Here is a 16,134-nt window from a genome sequence, read left to right as displayed (position 1 = left end):
GCAGAAGGAAAGCGGCCGTCGGCGCTATCCCGAAGCGCCCCGTAGGGCCTCGTCGGAAGACGCACACATGTCCGACGGTAGCCCGTTGTTCCTTTCGGCGCATCGCATTGCCTCAGTCCGCTCAACTCAGACCGTATAGGGACCCCCTGATGGTTCGTGCAGGTGTGATTTCCAGACCCCGGTCGACCGCAAGAGTCGCCCGGGTATGGCTCCTCCCTCCCGGAGTCCTCGCCTCGGCCTCCGTCATAGCGTGGGCCGCCTCCCCTGCACAGATACGGACACCGGTTGCCTGGTGCGGCCTCGTCGCGGTCGTCCTGACGGTCGTCACCTCGGCCGCGACGTCACGCCGGCTGCTCGCGGCGGAGGCCGCCCGCCACGCGCGGGCGCGGGCCGAGGCGGACGAGTCCCACGCGGAGCGGGTGGCCGCGCTGATCGCACGCCTGGCCGATCAGCGGGCGACCACCGTCTGGATGGCGGAGCAGCTCCTCCCCGCGGCCGTCGCCCGCCTGCAGAAGGGCGATCCCGCCTCGGAGGTCCTGCAGGCCGTCGACTTCGGCGAACACCTCGACGGCGAGTTCACCGAGGCGCTGAAGGGCGCCCTGCAGACGCTCCTGGAAGCCGTGGAGGCCGAGGAGTACACGCGCGACGCGTCGCAGCGGGCACTTGTGGCGGTCGCGCGCCGGGTTCAGGCGATCGTGCACCAGCTCGCCAAGGACCTCCACTCCATGCAGATCATCCACGGCACTGATGTCGTGGTCTCCCGCGGCCTGCAGGACATCGACCACCGCAACGCTCTGATCGGCCGCCTCGCGGCCAGCATCGCGGTCCTGGGCGACGCCAGGCCCGGGCGCCAGTGGTCCAAGGCGATCCCGCTCTACGACGTCCTGCGGGGCGCCATGTCGCGCATCGTGGACTACCCCCGCGTCAAGCTGCAGTCGGTCGCCGAGGTGGCCGTGGTCGGTCCGGGCGCCGAGCCGCTGATCCACCTGCTCGCCGAACTGCTCGACAACGCCACGACGTTCTCGCCGCCGCACACCCCCGTGGAGGTGACCGCTAGCGAGGTGCCCTCCGGCATCGCGATCGAGATCGAGGACCGCGGGGTCGGCCTCACCGAAGAGGTCCGGCAGCACGTCGAACGCGTCATGGCACAGGCGCAGTCGGGCATCAACCTCGCGGGCCTGGGCGAGGTGACGCAGCTCGGCCTGCCCGTCGTCAGCAGACTGGCCCGCGAGCACGGCTGCGAGGTCCACCTGCGCACCTCCGCCTACGGAGGCGTCCGCGCCGTCGTCCTGGTTCCCAGGCGTCTGATCACCACCGTGCCCCAGCCCGTCGTGAAGGCCCCGGAGCCGATGCGGAACCGTACGGGCGGCCTGATCCTCCCCCGGCGGGCGCCGGCGCGCGAGACCGTCAGGGATTCCGGCGAGGTCAGGAAGACCGCCAACGGGCTTCCGCAGCGGCGACGGGAGTCGCCCGTCCCGAAGCCGGTCGTACTGGCGACTCCCACGCCCCCCGTCGCTCCGGCCGCCCCCGGGGGCCCCTCCGGCACATCGCGTGAGCCGGGCCTGATGTGGGAGGCGTTCAACGGCGACAAGCGATCGACCGCCGAACCTTCCACTCCACCCAACGAGCCGTCAGATGAGGTCGAGTAACATGCAGCCACTGCCCAACATGGACTGGATGCTCAAGGAGCTCGTGGGCGGCGTCCCGTACGTGCGACACGTGGTGGTGCTGTCGTCCGACGGCCTGTGCATCGGGCAGGCGAACACCGCACCCGACACCGCCGACGCGATCGCCGCCGCCTGCTCGGGCATCCAGAGCCTGGCGAAGGCCATCGCCCAGATGTTCCCGCACGGGGACAGCTCGACCCGGATGGTCGGCATCGAGGCCGACGGCGGGTACTTCTCCCTCATGGCGGCCGGTCCCGGTGCCTATCTCGCGGTGCTCGCCGACCAGGAGGTGGACGCCGGGCTGCTGGGTGACCGCATGCGGACACTGGTGGTCCGCATCGGCCGGCACATGACCAGCCCTCCTCGTGAGGACATCGGGCAGGCGATGTGACATCAGAGAACCAGGGGCCTTGGGATGAAGGCACTCCCGTTCCGCTCTATGTCATCACCGGTGGCCAGGTCTCCGCGGCCAAGAAGTTCAACCTGGTCACCCTCATCGCGGCGAGGTCCGAGCCCGAGCCCGCGATGCAGCCCGAGCAGGCGGCCATCCTCACCCTCTGCACGTACCCGCTCTCCGTGGCCGAGGTGTCGGCGTACCTCCGACTTCCCTTCAGCGTCGTCACCGTGCTCCTGTCCAGACTCGTCGACGACGAGCGGGTCGAGGCCATCGCACCTGTGCCCGTGGCGGCATTCCCCGAACGAGGTCTGCTGGAGGCGGTGATCCATGGATTACGCAAGCTCTGACACGACGACCGACGCCGGCCCGCGCGGCACCGACGTGCTGCTGCCCCACGGCGCCAGAGGAGTCAAGGTCGTCATCGTCGGCGGCTTCGGAGTCGGCAAGACGACCATGGTCGGGTCGGTGAGCGAGATCCCGCCCCTGACCACCGAAGAGACCATGACGCAGGCAGGCGTCGGAATCGACAACAACCCCGGTGCCGAGGGCAAGAAGACCACGACCGTCGCGATGGACTTCGGACGGATCAGCATCAACCAGGAGCTGATCCTCTACCTGTTCGGCACCCCCGGACAGGAGCGCTTCTGGTTCCTGTGGAACGGGATCTTCGAAGGCGCCCTCGGCGCCGTCGTCCTCGTCGACACCCGCCGGATCGAAGTCTGTTTCGAGGTCATCACCCGCCTCGAGGACCGCCGCGTCCCGTTCGTCGTGGCCGTCAACACCTTCCCGGAGGCTCCGCAGTACCCCCTGCCCGATCTGCGCGCCGCCCTGGCCCTCGGCGAATCCGTCCCCATCGTCACCTGTGACGCACGGGACCGGGTGTCCTGCCGCGACGCCCTCCTCTCGCTGATGGTCTACCTGCACACCCTCGCCGCCGACCAGGAGAACGCATGACCGTGCCACCTGCCGAACAGGACACCGAGAAGTCCGGGGCCACCCCGCCCCCCGGCTGCCCGGCCCACACCGCCCCGGGAGCCGAGGGGGCGACGCGGCTCTACGGAGCCGCCGCCGAGACGGACCCCATGGGTCTGTACGAGGAGCTGCGGTCCGTCCACGGACCGGTGGCGCCCGTTCTGCTCGACGGCGACGTGCGCGCCTGGCTGGTCCTCGGGTACTCCGAGAACCGCGAAGTGGCCACCCGCCCCACCCAGTTCTCCCGCGACCCCCGCGTCTGGCACGGCTGGGAGAGCGGGGAGATCGATCCCGCCACGTCCCCGCTCGTACCGATGATCGGCTGGCGCCCCGACTGCGTCTGCGCGGACGGTGAGGAACACCAGCGACTGCGCGGAGCGGTCACGGCCGGCCTCAGCCAGTTCGACCACCGGGGCGTCCGCCGCCACATCACCCGCTTCGCCCACCAGCTGATCGACACCTTCTGCGAGAGCGGCGAGGTGGAACTGGTGGGTCAGTTCACCGAGCACCTGCCCATGCTCACCCTCACCCACCTCCTCGGCATGTCGGACGAGGCCGGCCCCAAGCTCGTCCACGCGGCCCGTGACCTCTTCAAGGCCACCGAGACCTCGCTCGCCAGCAACGCTTACGTCCTGGAGTGCCTCGAACAGCTCGTCGTCGCCAAGCGCGCCCGCCCCGGGCACGACATCGCCTCCGCGCTGATGGCCCACCCCGCCCGGCTCACGGACGAGGAGGTCCAGCACCACCTGCGCCTCATCCTGCTCGCGGGCTACGAGACGACCGCCAACCTCATGTCCAACGTCCTGCGCATGGTCGTCACCGATCCCCGGTTCCGCGGTTCGCTGGCCGGCGGCCAGATGACCCTGCCCGAGGCCGTCGAACAGGTCCTCTGGGACGAGCCGCCGCTGATGGTGTGCCCCGGCCGATGGGCGAACGGAGACACCGTCGTCGGTGGACAGGAGATCAAGGCGGGAGACATGCTCCTGCTCGGCCTCGCCGCCGGAAACGTCGACAAGGCGATCCGGTCGGACTCCTCGGCCCCGGTGCACCACAATCGCGCGCACCTGTCCTTCAGCGCCGGCAACCACGAGTGCCCCGGCCAGGACATCGGCCGTATCATCGCCGACGCCGGAATCGACATCCTGCTCACCCGCCTTCCGGACATCACCCTGGCCGTCCCCGAGGAGAGCCTCACCTGGCGCTCCTCCACCTGGGCCCGGCATCTGACGGCGCTGCCCGTGACGTTCGCCGCCCGCCCGCCCCAGGCGCCCGACGTCCCGGTCCCGCTTCCGGCCCCGCCCACCCAGAGCAGCGGAACGGAGTCGGAGCCGGCGCCCGGTGCGACGACCGGCTCCGGCCCTGAGCTCCGGGTGCCCGGACCGCGTGCCTCGTGGTGGACGCGCGTCGGACGACGCCTCCTGCGCAGGGGATAGCCCGGCCGTACGGCCGGTGCGCGGCGGGCCGTCGTGTCAGAGGCGAAGGGGTGCCGACGCGTGTCGGTCGGCACCCCTGCGCACGGGTCCGCTTCCGGTGTTCCCGTCAGGAGATGTCCGTGGAGGTGTAACGGGGTGCTCCGGTGTACCAGGCATGCAGGCCGGACAGAAAACTGCACGCCCCTCGGAGCCACGTCTCCAGCTCGGCCCGCTCGGCATGCTGCAGCCCGGACCGCCGTACGAGCTGCGGCAGGGCCTGCTGCCTGAGGTGCTCGAAGTCCCGCAGACGGGCGTTCACCAGATTCAGGGCAGCGGGTACAGCGTCGTGGAGGCTGATCGCCAGGGACGTGCCGACGACGAGGACGAGGTTGTTGACGTCGTGCTCCTCATGCACCTCCCTTTCGAACGAGGCGACGTCGTTCGCCAGCCCCATGAAGTCCATGAAGGCGTCGAGAAGGGCCCGCACGGTCCGGTGCTGGCGAATCCGCTCGGGTATTCGCCCTCCGGTGGCCAACTCCACCGAATAGAGGGCGGTATGAGCCGCGAAGCTCTCACGTCGGAACGGGGCGTAATCGATCAGATGGGGAATGCGGCCGCTGCGGCTGTTGGCCAGTTCCTCGACTCCCGCATCGATGTATTTGGCCAGTGCCCGGTTGAAATCGTGTCGCCAGTGCGCCAGCCTCGGCGGGAAAAGGCTCTGCTGCAGATCGGCGATTCCCCTTTCCACGGCATTCGTCGGCTCCGGTAACCGGGACCCGTGATCCGGTCGGAGGAAGGTGTGCAGCCGGGCGGTGAACGCCTGCGCACCGGCGAGATCACCGGTCTGCTTGAACGCGCCGGCGAAGTAGTCGTCCCAGGCGAGAGCCCAGATGTTGAACCGGTGGTTGAGCCGGAGGTCGGCGAGCGAGGCGTCGGGCAGGGTCCAGGCGGTCAGCTGGTCGACGGTCATGGCATGGAACGTGGACCCGGTCCATATCGAGCCCCGTCCCGACGGACCCTCGCTCCCGCCCAGCATGCCCATCTCGCGCGCCCAGGACTCGCTCTCCTGGCGCAGGGCCGGCAGACAGGGATTCACCCGCAGCGGGTAGGGCATCCACAGCTGGGGGAGTTCGACGGTACGCACTGTCATGGGACCGGCCTCCTTCTCTCCTCGGCCCGCAACGGAGTGCGGACCACCACGCGAACTGCCCGCCTGCAGGAAGGCGGCCCACCCTGTGCGTTGTGCGTGTTCCCGCATGTACTGCATGTGCTGCTGTCAATCGCCACTGCCGCGAGGACGGACGCTGCCCGTCCCGCGGCTCTCTAAACCTGCCCGCCTCGGACGACCGGCAATCCCCCATCCGTTTCCGGCCGGTGAGCGGCGTTCGGGCCACGTGGCCCGGAGCCGGATGCGCCACGCCCTCCCGGCCTGAATCGTGCGCCCTGGCTGACAAGTGTCTGCCATGGCGAGCACTTGCCTCCATGAGGCCTTCACGACGGCGCTCACCGGTCGATAGACCCATGGCATGCACTCCCTCCCTCATGCGTATGCCGTGCTGCGCAAGCGCCGGCGGCTGATCGCCGCGGCCACCGCGGTGCCTCTTCTGGCCTCCGGGCTCGCCTTCCTGCAGGCGCCCGCACAGGCCGCTCCGAGCAGGCCGGCCGTCTCCGCCAAGCCCTCGGCGACCCACAAGGTCACCCTGGTCACCGGCGACGTCGTCACGGTCACCACCACGGCCGACGGCCGGCAGATGGCCGAAGTCGACAGGCCGGACAGCGCCGTCGGCGGGGTGAAACTCCAGCAGGTCAAGGGCGACTTGTACGTCGTCCCGGACGAGGTCGCGCCGTTGCTCGGCACGAACCGGCTGGACCGCCGGCTGTTCAACGTCACCGACCTGATCGAGATGGGGTACGACGACGCGCAGTCGGCGACGGTGCCGCTGATCGCGACGTACACCGCGCAGAGGTCCCGGTCGGCCGCCGAGCCCACGGCCCCCCGGGGCAGCAAGCTGACCCGCAAGCTGAAAGGCATCGGCGGAGCCGCCCTCAGCACCGAGAAGCGGCAGACCCGCACCTTCTGGAGCAGCCTCGTGCCGCGGGGAGGTACGAAGCTGGGCGCCGGAGTCGAGAAACTGTGGCTCGACGGCCGTGTGAAGGCCAGCCTGAAGGAGAGCGTGCCGCTGATCGGTGCCCCCGAGGCCTGGGCGGCCGGCTACACCGGCAAGGGCGCCAAGGTCGCCGTGCTCGACACCGGCATCGACGTCGACCACCCCGACTTCGAGGGCCTGGTCGACGGCACCGCGAGCTTCGTGCCGGGTGAGGGCGTCAGCGACGTCAACGGACACGGCACGCACGTGGCGGGCACCATCGTCGGCTCGGGCGCCGCCTCCGCCGGCGACAACAAGGGTGTCGCCCCCGGCGCCGACCTGTTCGTCGGCAAGGTGCTCGGAGGCAAGGAAGGCCACGGCCAGGACTCCTGGGTCATGGCCGGCATGCAGTGGGCCGCCGAATCCGGCGCGGACGTCGTCAACATGAGCCTCGGCGACTCGTACCCGACGGACGGCAGCGACCCGATGTCGCAGACCGTCGACGCCCTCTCCGCGCAGTACGGAACCCTGTTCGTCATAGCCGCCGGCAACGCCGGCCCGGAGACCATCTCCGCCCCGGGCGCCGCCGCATCGGCACTGACCGTGGCGGCCACGGACAAGGAGGACCGGCTCGCGTCCTTCTCCAGCACCGGCCCGCTGGCCCATTCCGGCGGCATGAAGCCGGACATCGCGGCGCCCGGCGTCGACATCACCGCCGCCCGCTCCCAGGAGATGACCGACGGCGGTGAAGGCCTCTACCGCACCATCAGCGGCACCTCGATGGCCACGCCGCACGTCGCCGGAGCTGCGGCGATCCTCGCGCAGCAGCACCCCGACTGGACCGGCGCGCAGCTCAAGGAACACCTGATGAGCACCGCCAAGGGCCTGGACGCCGGATACTCGCCGTACGAGGTCGGGACGGGCCGTCTCGACGTGGCCGCCGCCGTGCGCACGACGGTCCGCGGCACCGGATCGCTCTTCTTCGGCAACTACACCTGGCCGCACGAGCCGGGCGACGTCGCCGTCACGAAGGACCTGACCTTCACCAACACCGGTTCCACCGACGTCACGCTGAACCTGACGGCGCCCGAGGGCCCGTTCACGCTGGGAGCCAGGACGGTGACCGTCCCCGCGCGCGGCACCGCCGCCGTCCCGGTGACCGGCGACCCGCGGACCGCCCCCGCCGGCCGCAGCGCCGGCTATGTGACGGCCACCGACGCGGCCACCGGACAGCCGGTGACCCGCACCTCCCTGGCGCTGCTGAAGGAGGACGAGCGCTACGACCTGAACATCGAACTGGTCGGCAGGGACGGCAGGCCCGCCGCCGGCTGGGTCACCGTCAACCTGGCCGGGGACACCTGGCCGTGGTCGCTCTACGTCGAAGGCTCGACGACCCTGCGCATGGCACCCGGGCTCTACACCGTCGCCGGATACCTCGACGTCGACGGTGAGAAGTCCGACCGCTCGGGCCTGGCCGTGCTCGTCGACCCCGAGACCGTGCTGAAGGACGGCTCCGCGAAGGTGGTGCTGGACGCGAGCAGAGCACACCTGCTCCGCACCGAAGCGCCGCAGCGCACCGAGGACCGTCAGCGCAAGGTCGACTTCAACATCCACTACCAGGGCTTCGACCCGTACACGGACTTCCGCAGTGCCTACGTACTGCCGCCGGCCTACGACGACGTCTACGTCGCGCCCACGGAACCGATGCGGCACGGCGAGTTCACCCTGGTCACCCGCTGGCGCAAGGGCGAGCCGCAGCTGAGCCTCAGCACGCCGGGCGGACGCCTCGAGTTCGAGACCCGGGTGCAGGCGGGCAGCGCCCTCGGCACCGCCACCGACCGGCTGGCCGCCGTCCACGCGGGCGACGGCTCACCGGCCGCCTACGCGAAGGTCAAGGCCAAGGGCAAGGTCGTCGTCGTCGAACGCAGCGACGGGGTCTCGCCGCAGGAGCGCACCGAAGCCGCCGTCGCGGCCGGAGCCAAGGCACTGATCGTCGTCAACGACGGAGTCGGCGCCCTGATGGAGTACGTGGGCGAGTCGCCCATCCCGGTCGCCACCGTGCACCGCGACGCCGGCAGGGCCCTCGCCTCGATGGCCAGGTCCGGCACCCTCAAGCTGACCGTCAAGCAGACCGAGTACACGCCGTTCGTCTACGACCTGACCCGGGACTACCCCGGCCGGGTGCCGGACCGGGCACTCGTCTACAAGCCGGCCAAGAGCGACCTCGCCCGGATCGACGCCCGCTACTACGCGGCGGCCGGCAGCCGTCCGTCCGAGGGGTACAGGGCCGACTTCACCCTCAGCCCGTCGTTCAACTTCCCCGAACCCGAGTGGCACCCGGGCACCCGCACCGAGTGGGTGACCCCCGGCCAGGTCTGGCGGGAATCCCACGCACAGGGCATCGACGGCACGCTGCCGTGGGTGATGGTCTCGGGCGACAACACGTACACGAAGGGCAGCACCACGCGCCTGGACTGGTTCGCCCCGGTCACCCGACCCGCTCAGAGCGAGTCCTTCGGCGTGTACAACTCCCGCTGGCAGAACCACATGACCTGGAACGTGCAGGCCTGGTCCTCCGCCAGTGACACCATGCGCCTCGGCGGCTTCCTCCCCTGGGGCGAGACACCCTCCCGCCTGCGGGTCTTCCAGGGCGACACCCTGATCCACGACAACCCGCTCGGTGGAGACATGCAGTGGCAGGAGGTACCCGCGGGCAACCTGCCCTACCGCGCCGTCCTCGACGTGGAGCGGCCCGGTGACCTCTTCAGGCTGTCGACGCGCACCCACACGGAGTGGACGTTCATGTCCGACACCGTCGACTCGGAGTGGTTCGAGCCGTTCTCGGTGCTGAACCTGGACTACGCGCTGGAGTCGGACCTGCACGGCGACATCAGGAGCGACGCGACCCAGCGGATCGTGCTCAAGCCGGTGTCGAGCGACCTCGGCGACGTACCCGGCACCGTCACCGAGGTGACGCTGGACGTCTCGTACGACGACGGCGCGACCTGGCAGAAGGTGACCCTGGCCAAGGGCGCCGACCGCTCCTGGACGGGCTCGTTCAGGACCGCCCGGAAGCCCGGCGGCTTCGTCTCCCTGCGCGCGAGCGCCGGGACGGACAGCGGCTACGGCGTCGAGAACGAGATCATCCGGGCGTACGGCCTGCGATGAACCACACCGCGGGGCCCCGGGGAGGCGACTTCCCGGGGCCCTTCCCCTCACCCCCGCTCCCACCCGGGACTGTTCAGGGTCCGCCGTCGTGGCCCATAATCTCCCCGCTGCGGCAAGCGGAAGAGAGTCGGTCGCCGATGCTGGATGTCCTGGGCCTGGAACCCGACGACGAGGTCGTCTACCGGGCGCTGCTCGGACGGCCGGACTCCACGGCGACGCAGCTGGCCGACCCGGTGGACCTGTCGCGGGCCCACACCGACAAGGCCCTGTCCCGCCTGGTCGAGTGGGGCCTGGTGACCAGATCGGCGGACGAGCGGTACACCGCCGCGCCGCCGGCGATGGCGCTGGGCGCGCTCATCAGCCAGCGCCGGGACGGACTGCGCACGGCCGAGCGGGCGCTGGTGACCTTCGCCGAGGAACACCGGGCCGCGATGACCGGAACCAGCATCAGCGATCTGATCGAGGTCATCACGGGCGCCGACGCCATCCGCCACCGCTTCCTCCAGGTGCAGCAGGCGGCCCGCACGCAGGTGCGAAGCTTCATCACCGCACCCTTCGTCGCCCTGCCGCCCGACGAGAACACGGCCGAACCCGTGGCCATCGACCGTGGAGTGCACTTCCGGGCGGTGCTGGACCGGGCCGTACTGGCGGAGCCGGGCATCATCGACGACGCGATCGACTCCCTGCGCAACGGCGTGGAACTGCGGGTCGCCGACCGCCTGCCGATGAAGCTCGTCCTGGCCGACGCCGACCTCGGCCTCGTCCCGCTCGCGGTCACCCCGGCCGGCGAACCCGGCGCGGCGCTGCTGCACCGCAGCGGCCTCCTGGACGCCCTGGACGCGCTCTTCGAGACGGTGTGGAACAACGCCCACCCGCTCGACCTCTCGGACACCGGCGGAGAGACCGACCGCATCGTCGAGGCCGGCGAGACAGGCCCCACCGACCTCGACCGCAAGATACTCGCCCTGCTCCTGGCCGGCCTGACGGACCTGACGGCCGCGACCCGGCTCGGCCTCTCACCCCGCACCCTGCACCGTCGCCTCCGTCACCTCATGGATCTCGCCGGAGTCCGGACCCGGATGCAACTCGGCGCCCACGCCGTACGGAACGGCTGGACACAGCCCTTGTGACGGGCGCCTGACCCGAGCCGTCAACGACGTCCGCGCAGACGACCGAGGAGCGTGCGGGCCTGCGCGCGCCTGCGCGGGTCGGCGGCGGCGTGCCGGACGGAAGCGACGGCCCGCCGGCCCTGGGGGGTGCGGGTGAAGTGCTTGATACGCGTGATGAATCCGGACATGTCATCTCCTCGGGGTCGGTTCGTGCGCTCCGCCTACCCCGCGAAGCCGCGCCGACGCCTCGACCTCACACCCGCGGGTCGCCTGACACGTGATCGGTCGGGCCAGACGCGCGAAGCAGGCGACTCGGGTGTGCGCGGGGCAGCTCTGGGCAGGTGCGAGGAGAGCAAGCGGTCGTCGCCTTCGGGTCCAGCCCCTTCCCGCAGGCGACGCCCGCTCGCTCCTGCGCCCGTGGGAGCGGGAGAGCCGGGTGCTACCGCCGCGTCGCCGGGTCAGTTGTCGAGGACGTCCTTCACCTTGCCGAGGTCGACGAACTTGAAGTTGGTCGACGGGCGGTCGCCGTCACCAGGGGCGTCGTGTCCGTCCTGGACGACGAGGAGACCGTTCGGGTACCTGGAACCGAGCGGGGCGTTCAGGACCGCGGCGCCGTCGCACTCCTCGGATCCATCGGGCGTACCGGCCGCGGCAGCGACCCGGAAGCCGCCCTCGTATTCGTTGGCGTCGTCCAGCTCCCGGTCGTAGGCGGCGAAGGTGTCGTCGCCCTGGCTGGAGGCAAGGAGGTAGCCGTCGCCGTCGGACTCGGTGAGCATCGTCAGGCCCTCGACGTCCGCGGAGATCTTCGTGCCGCCGAATCCGGGGTCGGCGCCCGGCGTGCACTCCTCGCTCGCTTCGTCGTAGGTGCCGGGTACGCCGTACTCGCGGACCTTGTCGATCAGCTTCGGGGTTCCGGTGAGGTCGGCACGCAGACGCCAGATGCCCACGTCCTCCTGGCCGGCGTAGAGAGTGCCGTTCCCGGGGTCGACGACCATGCCCTCGACCTGCGCCAGCTCACCGGGCTCGCCGCACGGGGACCACGAGGTGCCGTCGGGCAGCCGGAAGGAGGAAGGCAGGTCGATAGTGCGGATCTTTCGGTACGTGACCTTGCCGTCCGGGGCCGGCAGAAGCTCGAGCAGGGCGATGCTGGTGCGCTCGCGGCGACTGACCAGAGCGTAGGACTTCCTGGTCGCCGGGTCGGTCCAGGTCGCCAGACCGTACGCGGTGCGCTGGTCGTTGATCTCGGCCTGGTCCCGGGAGAAGACGGTCGGCACGCCCGGGTCGGTGACGTCGGTCAGCGGACCGCCGGTGCGGTCGCGGTCGATGCGGTAGAAACGCAGCCGGTCGTGGCCGCGGTCGCTGGTGACGGCCAGATCGGCCCTTCCCGAGGAGAGCCGCAGGCCGCGGACGAGGTCCACGTTGTTGAAGCGACCAGGGGCGTCGTCCTCGCCCGCAGCGGGGGGTGCGGCGATCGACTGCACCAGCCGCGCGTCGAGGTCGTAGACGCGCAGACCGCCCTCCTTGGCGGTGGCGACGACGAGGCTGCGGCCGGGGGCCGCGTCGTTGCGCCAGATAGCGGGGTCGTCCGCGTCGGCGTTGCCACCTTCGTCGTCGTCGTGCAGCACCGGTGTCTCCGCGCGGGGGCTGACGGCCGACAGCGGACCGGCGGAGACATGGCGGCGACCCTCGGCCTGGGTCGGCGCCGCCAAGGCCGCTGTGGTGAGAGTCATGGACACGGCCAGCACAGCCGATCGGACGATCATCGAGCGGGACACACAAGTCTCCTCTGCAGGGGGGGTGGTTGACGGCCAGAGCGTGCTGCCTCTTCGTGTCCGCACAGCAGCCGCCGGACGACCCGTAACGCCACACTTACATGTACATGCGGTGAACGACGTGCCGTGTCGGTCCGGCCGTCGACCCCGCCCGCACCGCCCCGGACGGTCGAGGCGGCCACGGCCCGCCATCGGGCCACAACGGCGCGGCGCGCCGCTCACCGTCCGGGGCTCATGGGGGATTCGTCCGATACTCGCCGTCATGACCGCTCAGAACGCCGCAGCGTCCGACCCGGGCCCGGACTCGTCCGGTGAGTCCGAACGGCACGCTTCATGGCTGGAGTTGTTCTTCGACCTCATCGCCGTCGCCGGTGTCGCCCAGTTGGCCCATCTGCTGCACGGTGCACCCGACCACGCGGACCTCGCCCTGTACTGCGTGCTGTTCCTCGCCTTCTGGACGGCGTGGATGTGCTTCACGACGTACGGGAACGTGGCGGCCGACAAGGTCCACACCCGCACCGTACTGATCGGCATGTTCGGGCTCGCGGTGATGGCCGCGGCCGTACCGGAGGTCCGCTCGGACCACGGGGACGCCTTCGCCCTCGCCTACGTCTTCGTCCGTCTGCTCGCCTCACGGGTGTGGCAGGGGCGCGGCGAGGTCCCGGCGGACTGGCCGATGGCGCAGCTCTCGGCGGGTGTCACACCGTGGATCGTCTCCGTGTGGGCCGAGGATCCCCTGCGGTACTGGCTGTGGGCCGGCGGGCTCGCCGTCGATCTGACCCTGACGTTCGCCCTGTCCGGTAACCGGCTCATGGCGCGGATCCGGAAGCAGCAGGCGGCGGGGGACCGGAGCCATGGACAGGACGGAGAGGCCCTGCGGGCCGCCCGCTTCGACCCGCGCCATCTGGACGAGCGGCTGGGCCTGTTCACCCTGATCGTGATCGGCGAGGGCATCGCGCAGGGTGTACAGGCCGCCTCCGGCGCCGAGTGGAACGCGGATCTGGGCAGCCTGTCCGTGGGGTCCTTCGCTCTCCTGCTGGCCCTCTGGGCGCTGGCGGTGCGCCGCTCCAGCGGCGTACCCCTCCTCGGCTTCGGGGTGCTGGCTCCACGCTTCTCCTTGCCGATGCACTGCGTGGCGACCGGAGCCCTCGCGTCTCTGGCCGCCGCTCTGGGCGCCGCGGTGGAGCACGTGGAGGGCCGGCTACCGCTCGGCATGCGGTGGCTGATGTGCGGGGCCGTCGCCGTGTTCCTGGGAGTCGGTCTGGTGGCCGGAGCGCTTTCGGGACGGGGCGTGCGGTGGATGGTGGCGGTGGGCCTGCCCATGGTCGGACTGCCGCTGCTCCTCGCCGCCTTCGCCGGTCGATGGACGCCCGACAGTCTGGTGTGGTCGCTCGTCCTGGTGTCCCGCTGGAACTGGCTGTACGAGAAACGCTTCGCGTAGAGCCCACCCGCCAGGTGCCACGTCCACGCCCGATCCGAGCGGTGTGGCAGGTCCCGAGGGTGTGGTGCCGCCTGTGTAGCCCGGCCGGTGGGCCGGCGCAGTTCACAAGAGGAGTGTGTCTACGCTGGACACGTGAGGGATACCAGGGACTTCCGGGCCGGTGACGTCGTGTCGGTCGCCTGCCCCTTCATGCCGACACGAGTCGAGCGGGGTGTGACGTGGGACTGCATCTCGCTCCGGTGGCCCTGGTGGGACATCGACGCGGGCAGTGACTTCGTGCGCTGGAACGGGGTCGTCGCCCTGGGTGTGGACACCGACGGTCAAGCGCCCGGCCCAGAGGTGGAGCTGTTCCGGACCGATCCGCCGCCCGAGCAGCTTGCCACGGGCGACACCTGCCGGGTCGGAGTGCCGTCGACCGTCGTTCATGTGACGGCGGTCGACCACCACGACCCTCCGCTCGAGACCGGCTGGCTGCCGCGTCCCGACCTGACTGTATGCGTGCTGCCCCGTGGTGTGTCCTACCGCGAGTTCCCGGACGACAGCCATCTCAACGGGATCGGGTACAGCCTCCACCCTGGCAACGGCATCCCCTTCACCTTCGAACTGCTGCTGCGCCCCTACGCGTTTCTGGAGGTCGGCGACGAGATTGCGGACGCCACGGATCGGGCGTGGCGATTCGACGGCCCGTGGGACTGGACCCCCTTCGACGGAGAGCCGACCGGTGCGGGCCCCGCCTGGCCGCTCGCCCTGCTCACCCGCGCACGGACGCCGTGCTCCGCCGCGGACGCCGAAGCAGTGGCTGCAGGCACGGCGAGCGGCTCGCACCTGGAGACGGTCCGAGCCTGGATGGCACTCACCAAGGCCTCGCCCACACCCTGACCCGTCGGCCTGATCGAAGTGGGCAGGGCCGGGCCGAAGAGGCCCTTGCGGGGGCGGTCGTTCCCTGCCGGTTTGAGCGGACGCGGTTGGGCGAAGTGGCACGTGGTTGGTTCGCGTCGGGTGTCTTCAACGCTCCGTCGGACCCGAGTGGGCTCACGGCGGGGGTGGACTCGTTCCCACAGAGGTGTCGGAGTGCCGCAGTTCCGCGAGTAGCTCGTTCTGCCCGGCCAGGAGTTCGGTGAGGATGCGCCGCGCGGCGCGAAGGAGCTCCGCCACATCGCCGCCGGCCAGCGCGTAGCTGACGGTGGAGCCGTCACGGATGGATATCACGATGCCGGCACGGCGCAGTACGGCAAGCTGTTGGGAGAGGTTCGACGGTTCGATCTCGATCTCGTTCAGGAGTTCACGAACGGGTACGGGCCCGTGCTGGAGCAGCTCCAGGATGCGGATCCGGGCGGGGTGTCCGAGCATGCGGAAGAACTCCGCCTTGGCTTGGTACAGCGGCACCTGCATGCGACAACGCTCCCACCTGGTTTGGCCATTGCAAAGGCTGTCAACCGAGGCCGCCGGTTCCTCGGTGTCCAGCTTCCCTCATTCTCCCGCCTCCCGGCCCGGACTCGCCCCTAGGCTGATCACTTTCAGATGTGTCGAGTTGAAGAATCTTTCAACTCGTGGGCGTCCGAAGCCGGGAAGCGGAAGAGCGGCTACAGCTCCAGTTCCGCCTCGATGCGCCTGAGTTGGTGCCGGGCCATGGCCAGGTTCGCCCTCTCCTTGTCCAGAACGAGGTAGAGGAACAACCCGTTGCCCCCACGCCCCTTGATCAACCGGATGAGGTGGTACTGGGTTCCGAGGCTGATCAGCACATCCTCGATGTCCTCCTTCAGGCCCAGCATCTCCAACGTGCGGGTCTTCGCCCGGATCACGTCGGTGTTCCCGGCCGCGGCCACCGCCAGATCAAGGTCCTTGCCTCCACCCAGCGTTCCCAGGGCCATGCCGCTCGTGTAGTCCACCAACGCGACCCCCAGGCTCCCTTCGATCGAGGTCATCGCCTCTTTGAGAGAGGTCTCCACAGACAACATTGCTACTCACTTCCTGCGCTTGCGACGGCCCAGCCGGCCTCATGCCCCGGCCGAGTGATGACGGCAGACGCTACCCACCGACCACCGAGGAGTTCAGGAGAACAGCGAATCCGGCGTGAAACGACCCACAAGCCCCGACACCCGACAACCA

The 16,134-nt window shown here is 70.2% G+C and carries 14 protein-coding genes; 9 read left to right on the top strand and 5 right to left on the bottom strand.

Annotated features, from left to right (window positions below):
- The first annotated feature begins 164 nt into the window (after window positions 1-164).
- From ACF1G2_RS00665 to ACF1G2_RS00645, 5 genes are read left to right on the top strand one after another with little or no spacing between them, the layout of a single operon-like run.
- Complete coding sequence (locus ACF1G2_RS00665; protein WP_391796110.1) at window positions 165-1,649, top strand: sensor histidine kinase; 1,485 nt, start codon at window positions 165-167, stop codon at window positions 1,647-1,649.
- Window position 1,650: 1 nt separating this feature from the next.
- Window positions 1,651-2,058, top strand: coding sequence for a roadblock/LC7 domain-containing protein (locus ACF1G2_RS00660; protein ID WP_391796109.1), 408 nt, complete (start codon window positions 1,651-1,653; stop codon window positions 2,056-2,058).
- A complete protein-coding gene (locus ACF1G2_RS00655) occupies window positions 2,055-2,411 on the top strand; it encodes a DUF742 domain-containing protein (RefSeq protein ID WP_391796108.1) in 357 nt (118 codons plus the stop codon). The genes ACF1G2_RS00660 and ACF1G2_RS00655 overlap by 4 nt, the downstream gene beginning before the upstream one ends.
- On the top strand, window positions 2,392-3,018 hold the full coding sequence (locus ACF1G2_RS00650) for an ATP/GTP-binding protein (RefSeq protein ID WP_391796107.1): 627 nt from the start codon (window positions 2,392-2,394) through the stop codon (window positions 3,016-3,018). Before ACF1G2_RS00655 ends, ACF1G2_RS00650 begins: the two co-directional genes overlap by 20 nt.
- Window positions 3,015-4,469: a cytochrome P450 gene (locus tag ACF1G2_RS00645; protein WP_391796106.1), complete on the top strand. Its 1,455-nt coding sequence runs from the start codon at window positions 3,015-3,017 to the stop codon at window positions 4,467-4,469. Before ACF1G2_RS00650 ends, ACF1G2_RS00645 begins: the two co-directional genes overlap by 4 nt.
- 106 nt (window positions 4,470-4,575) lie before the next feature.
- On the opposite strand, the gene ACF1G2_RS00640 is transcribed toward ACF1G2_RS00645, so the two are convergent.
- Window positions 4,576-5,418, bottom strand: a complete 843-nt coding sequence (locus tag ACF1G2_RS00640) for a hypothetical protein (protein ID WP_391796105.1) — start codon at window positions 5,416-5,418, stop codon at window positions 4,576-4,578.
- A gap of 556 nt (window positions 5,419-5,974) precedes the next feature.
- Between ACF1G2_RS00640 and ACF1G2_RS00635 the strand changes: the two genes are divergently transcribed.
- Together ACF1G2_RS00635 and ACF1G2_RS00630 are read left to right on the top strand one after the other, a co-directional pair.
- The gene (locus ACF1G2_RS00635) at window positions 5,975-9,703 is read left to right on the top strand and encodes a S8 family serine peptidase (RefSeq protein ID WP_391796104.1); all 3,729 of its coding nucleotides are present in this window, start codon (window positions 5,975-5,977) and stop codon (window positions 9,701-9,703) included.
- Between the two features lie 137 nt (window positions 9,704-9,840).
- Entirely contained in the window at window positions 9,841-10,833 is a 993-nt protein-coding gene (locus ACF1G2_RS00630; RefSeq protein WP_391796103.1) for a helix-turn-helix domain-containing protein, read from the top strand.
- Window positions 10,834-10,853: 20 nt separating this feature from the next.
- On the opposite strand, the gene ACF1G2_RS00625 is transcribed toward ACF1G2_RS00630, so the two are convergent.
- Together ACF1G2_RS00625 and ACF1G2_RS00620 are read right to left on the bottom strand one after the other, a co-directional pair.
- Window positions 10,854-11,000: a hypothetical protein gene (locus ACF1G2_RS00625; protein ID WP_391796102.1), complete on the bottom strand. Its 147-nt coding sequence runs from the start codon at window positions 10,998-11,000 to the stop codon at window positions 10,854-10,856.
- 270 nt (window positions 11,001-11,270) lie between these two features.
- Window positions 11,271-12,542 carry a phytase gene (locus ACF1G2_RS00620; RefSeq protein WP_391796101.1) on the bottom strand — a complete coding sequence of 424 codons (1,272 nt, stop codon included), beginning with the start codon at window positions 12,540-12,542 and terminating at the stop codon, window positions 11,271-11,273.
- Between the two features lie 304 nt (window positions 12,543-12,846).
- Here ACF1G2_RS00620 and ACF1G2_RS00615 point away from each other — a divergent pair, with 304 nt between their 5' ends.
- The gene (locus ACF1G2_RS00615) at window positions 12,847-14,025 is read left to right on the top strand and encodes a low temperature requirement protein A (RefSeq protein ID WP_391796100.1); all 1,179 of its coding nucleotides are present in this window, start codon (window positions 12,847-12,849) and stop codon (window positions 14,023-14,025) included.
- 132 nt (window positions 14,026-14,157) lie between these two features.
- A complete protein-coding gene (locus ACF1G2_RS00610; protein WP_391796099.1) occupies window positions 14,158-14,904 on the top strand; it encodes a hypothetical protein in 747 nt (248 codons plus the stop codon).
- A gap of 153 nt (window positions 14,905-15,057) precedes the next feature.
- On the opposite strand, the gene ACF1G2_RS00605 is transcribed toward ACF1G2_RS00610, so the two are convergent.
- Both ACF1G2_RS00605 and ACF1G2_RS00600 read right to left on the bottom strand, forming a co-directional pair.
- Window positions 15,058-15,417, bottom strand: coding sequence for an ArsR/SmtB family transcription factor (locus ACF1G2_RS00605; RefSeq protein ID WP_391796098.1), 360 nt, complete (start codon window positions 15,415-15,417; stop codon window positions 15,058-15,060).
- A gap of 191 nt (window positions 15,418-15,608) precedes the next feature.
- A complete protein-coding gene (locus ACF1G2_RS00600; RefSeq protein WP_391796097.1) occupies window positions 15,609-15,983 on the bottom strand; it encodes a hypothetical protein in 375 nt (124 codons plus the stop codon).
- Window positions 15,984-16,134: the final 151 nt, after the last annotated feature.

This window comes from Streptomyces sp. NPDC013457, assembly GCF_043089925.1.
In the GTDB taxonomy this organism is placed as follows: domain Bacteria; phylum Actinomycetota; class Actinomycetes; order Streptomycetales; family Streptomycetaceae; genus Streptomyces.
Note: the sequence above shows the minus strand (reverse complement) of the source record. Positions and strands in the feature narration are given on the sequence as shown.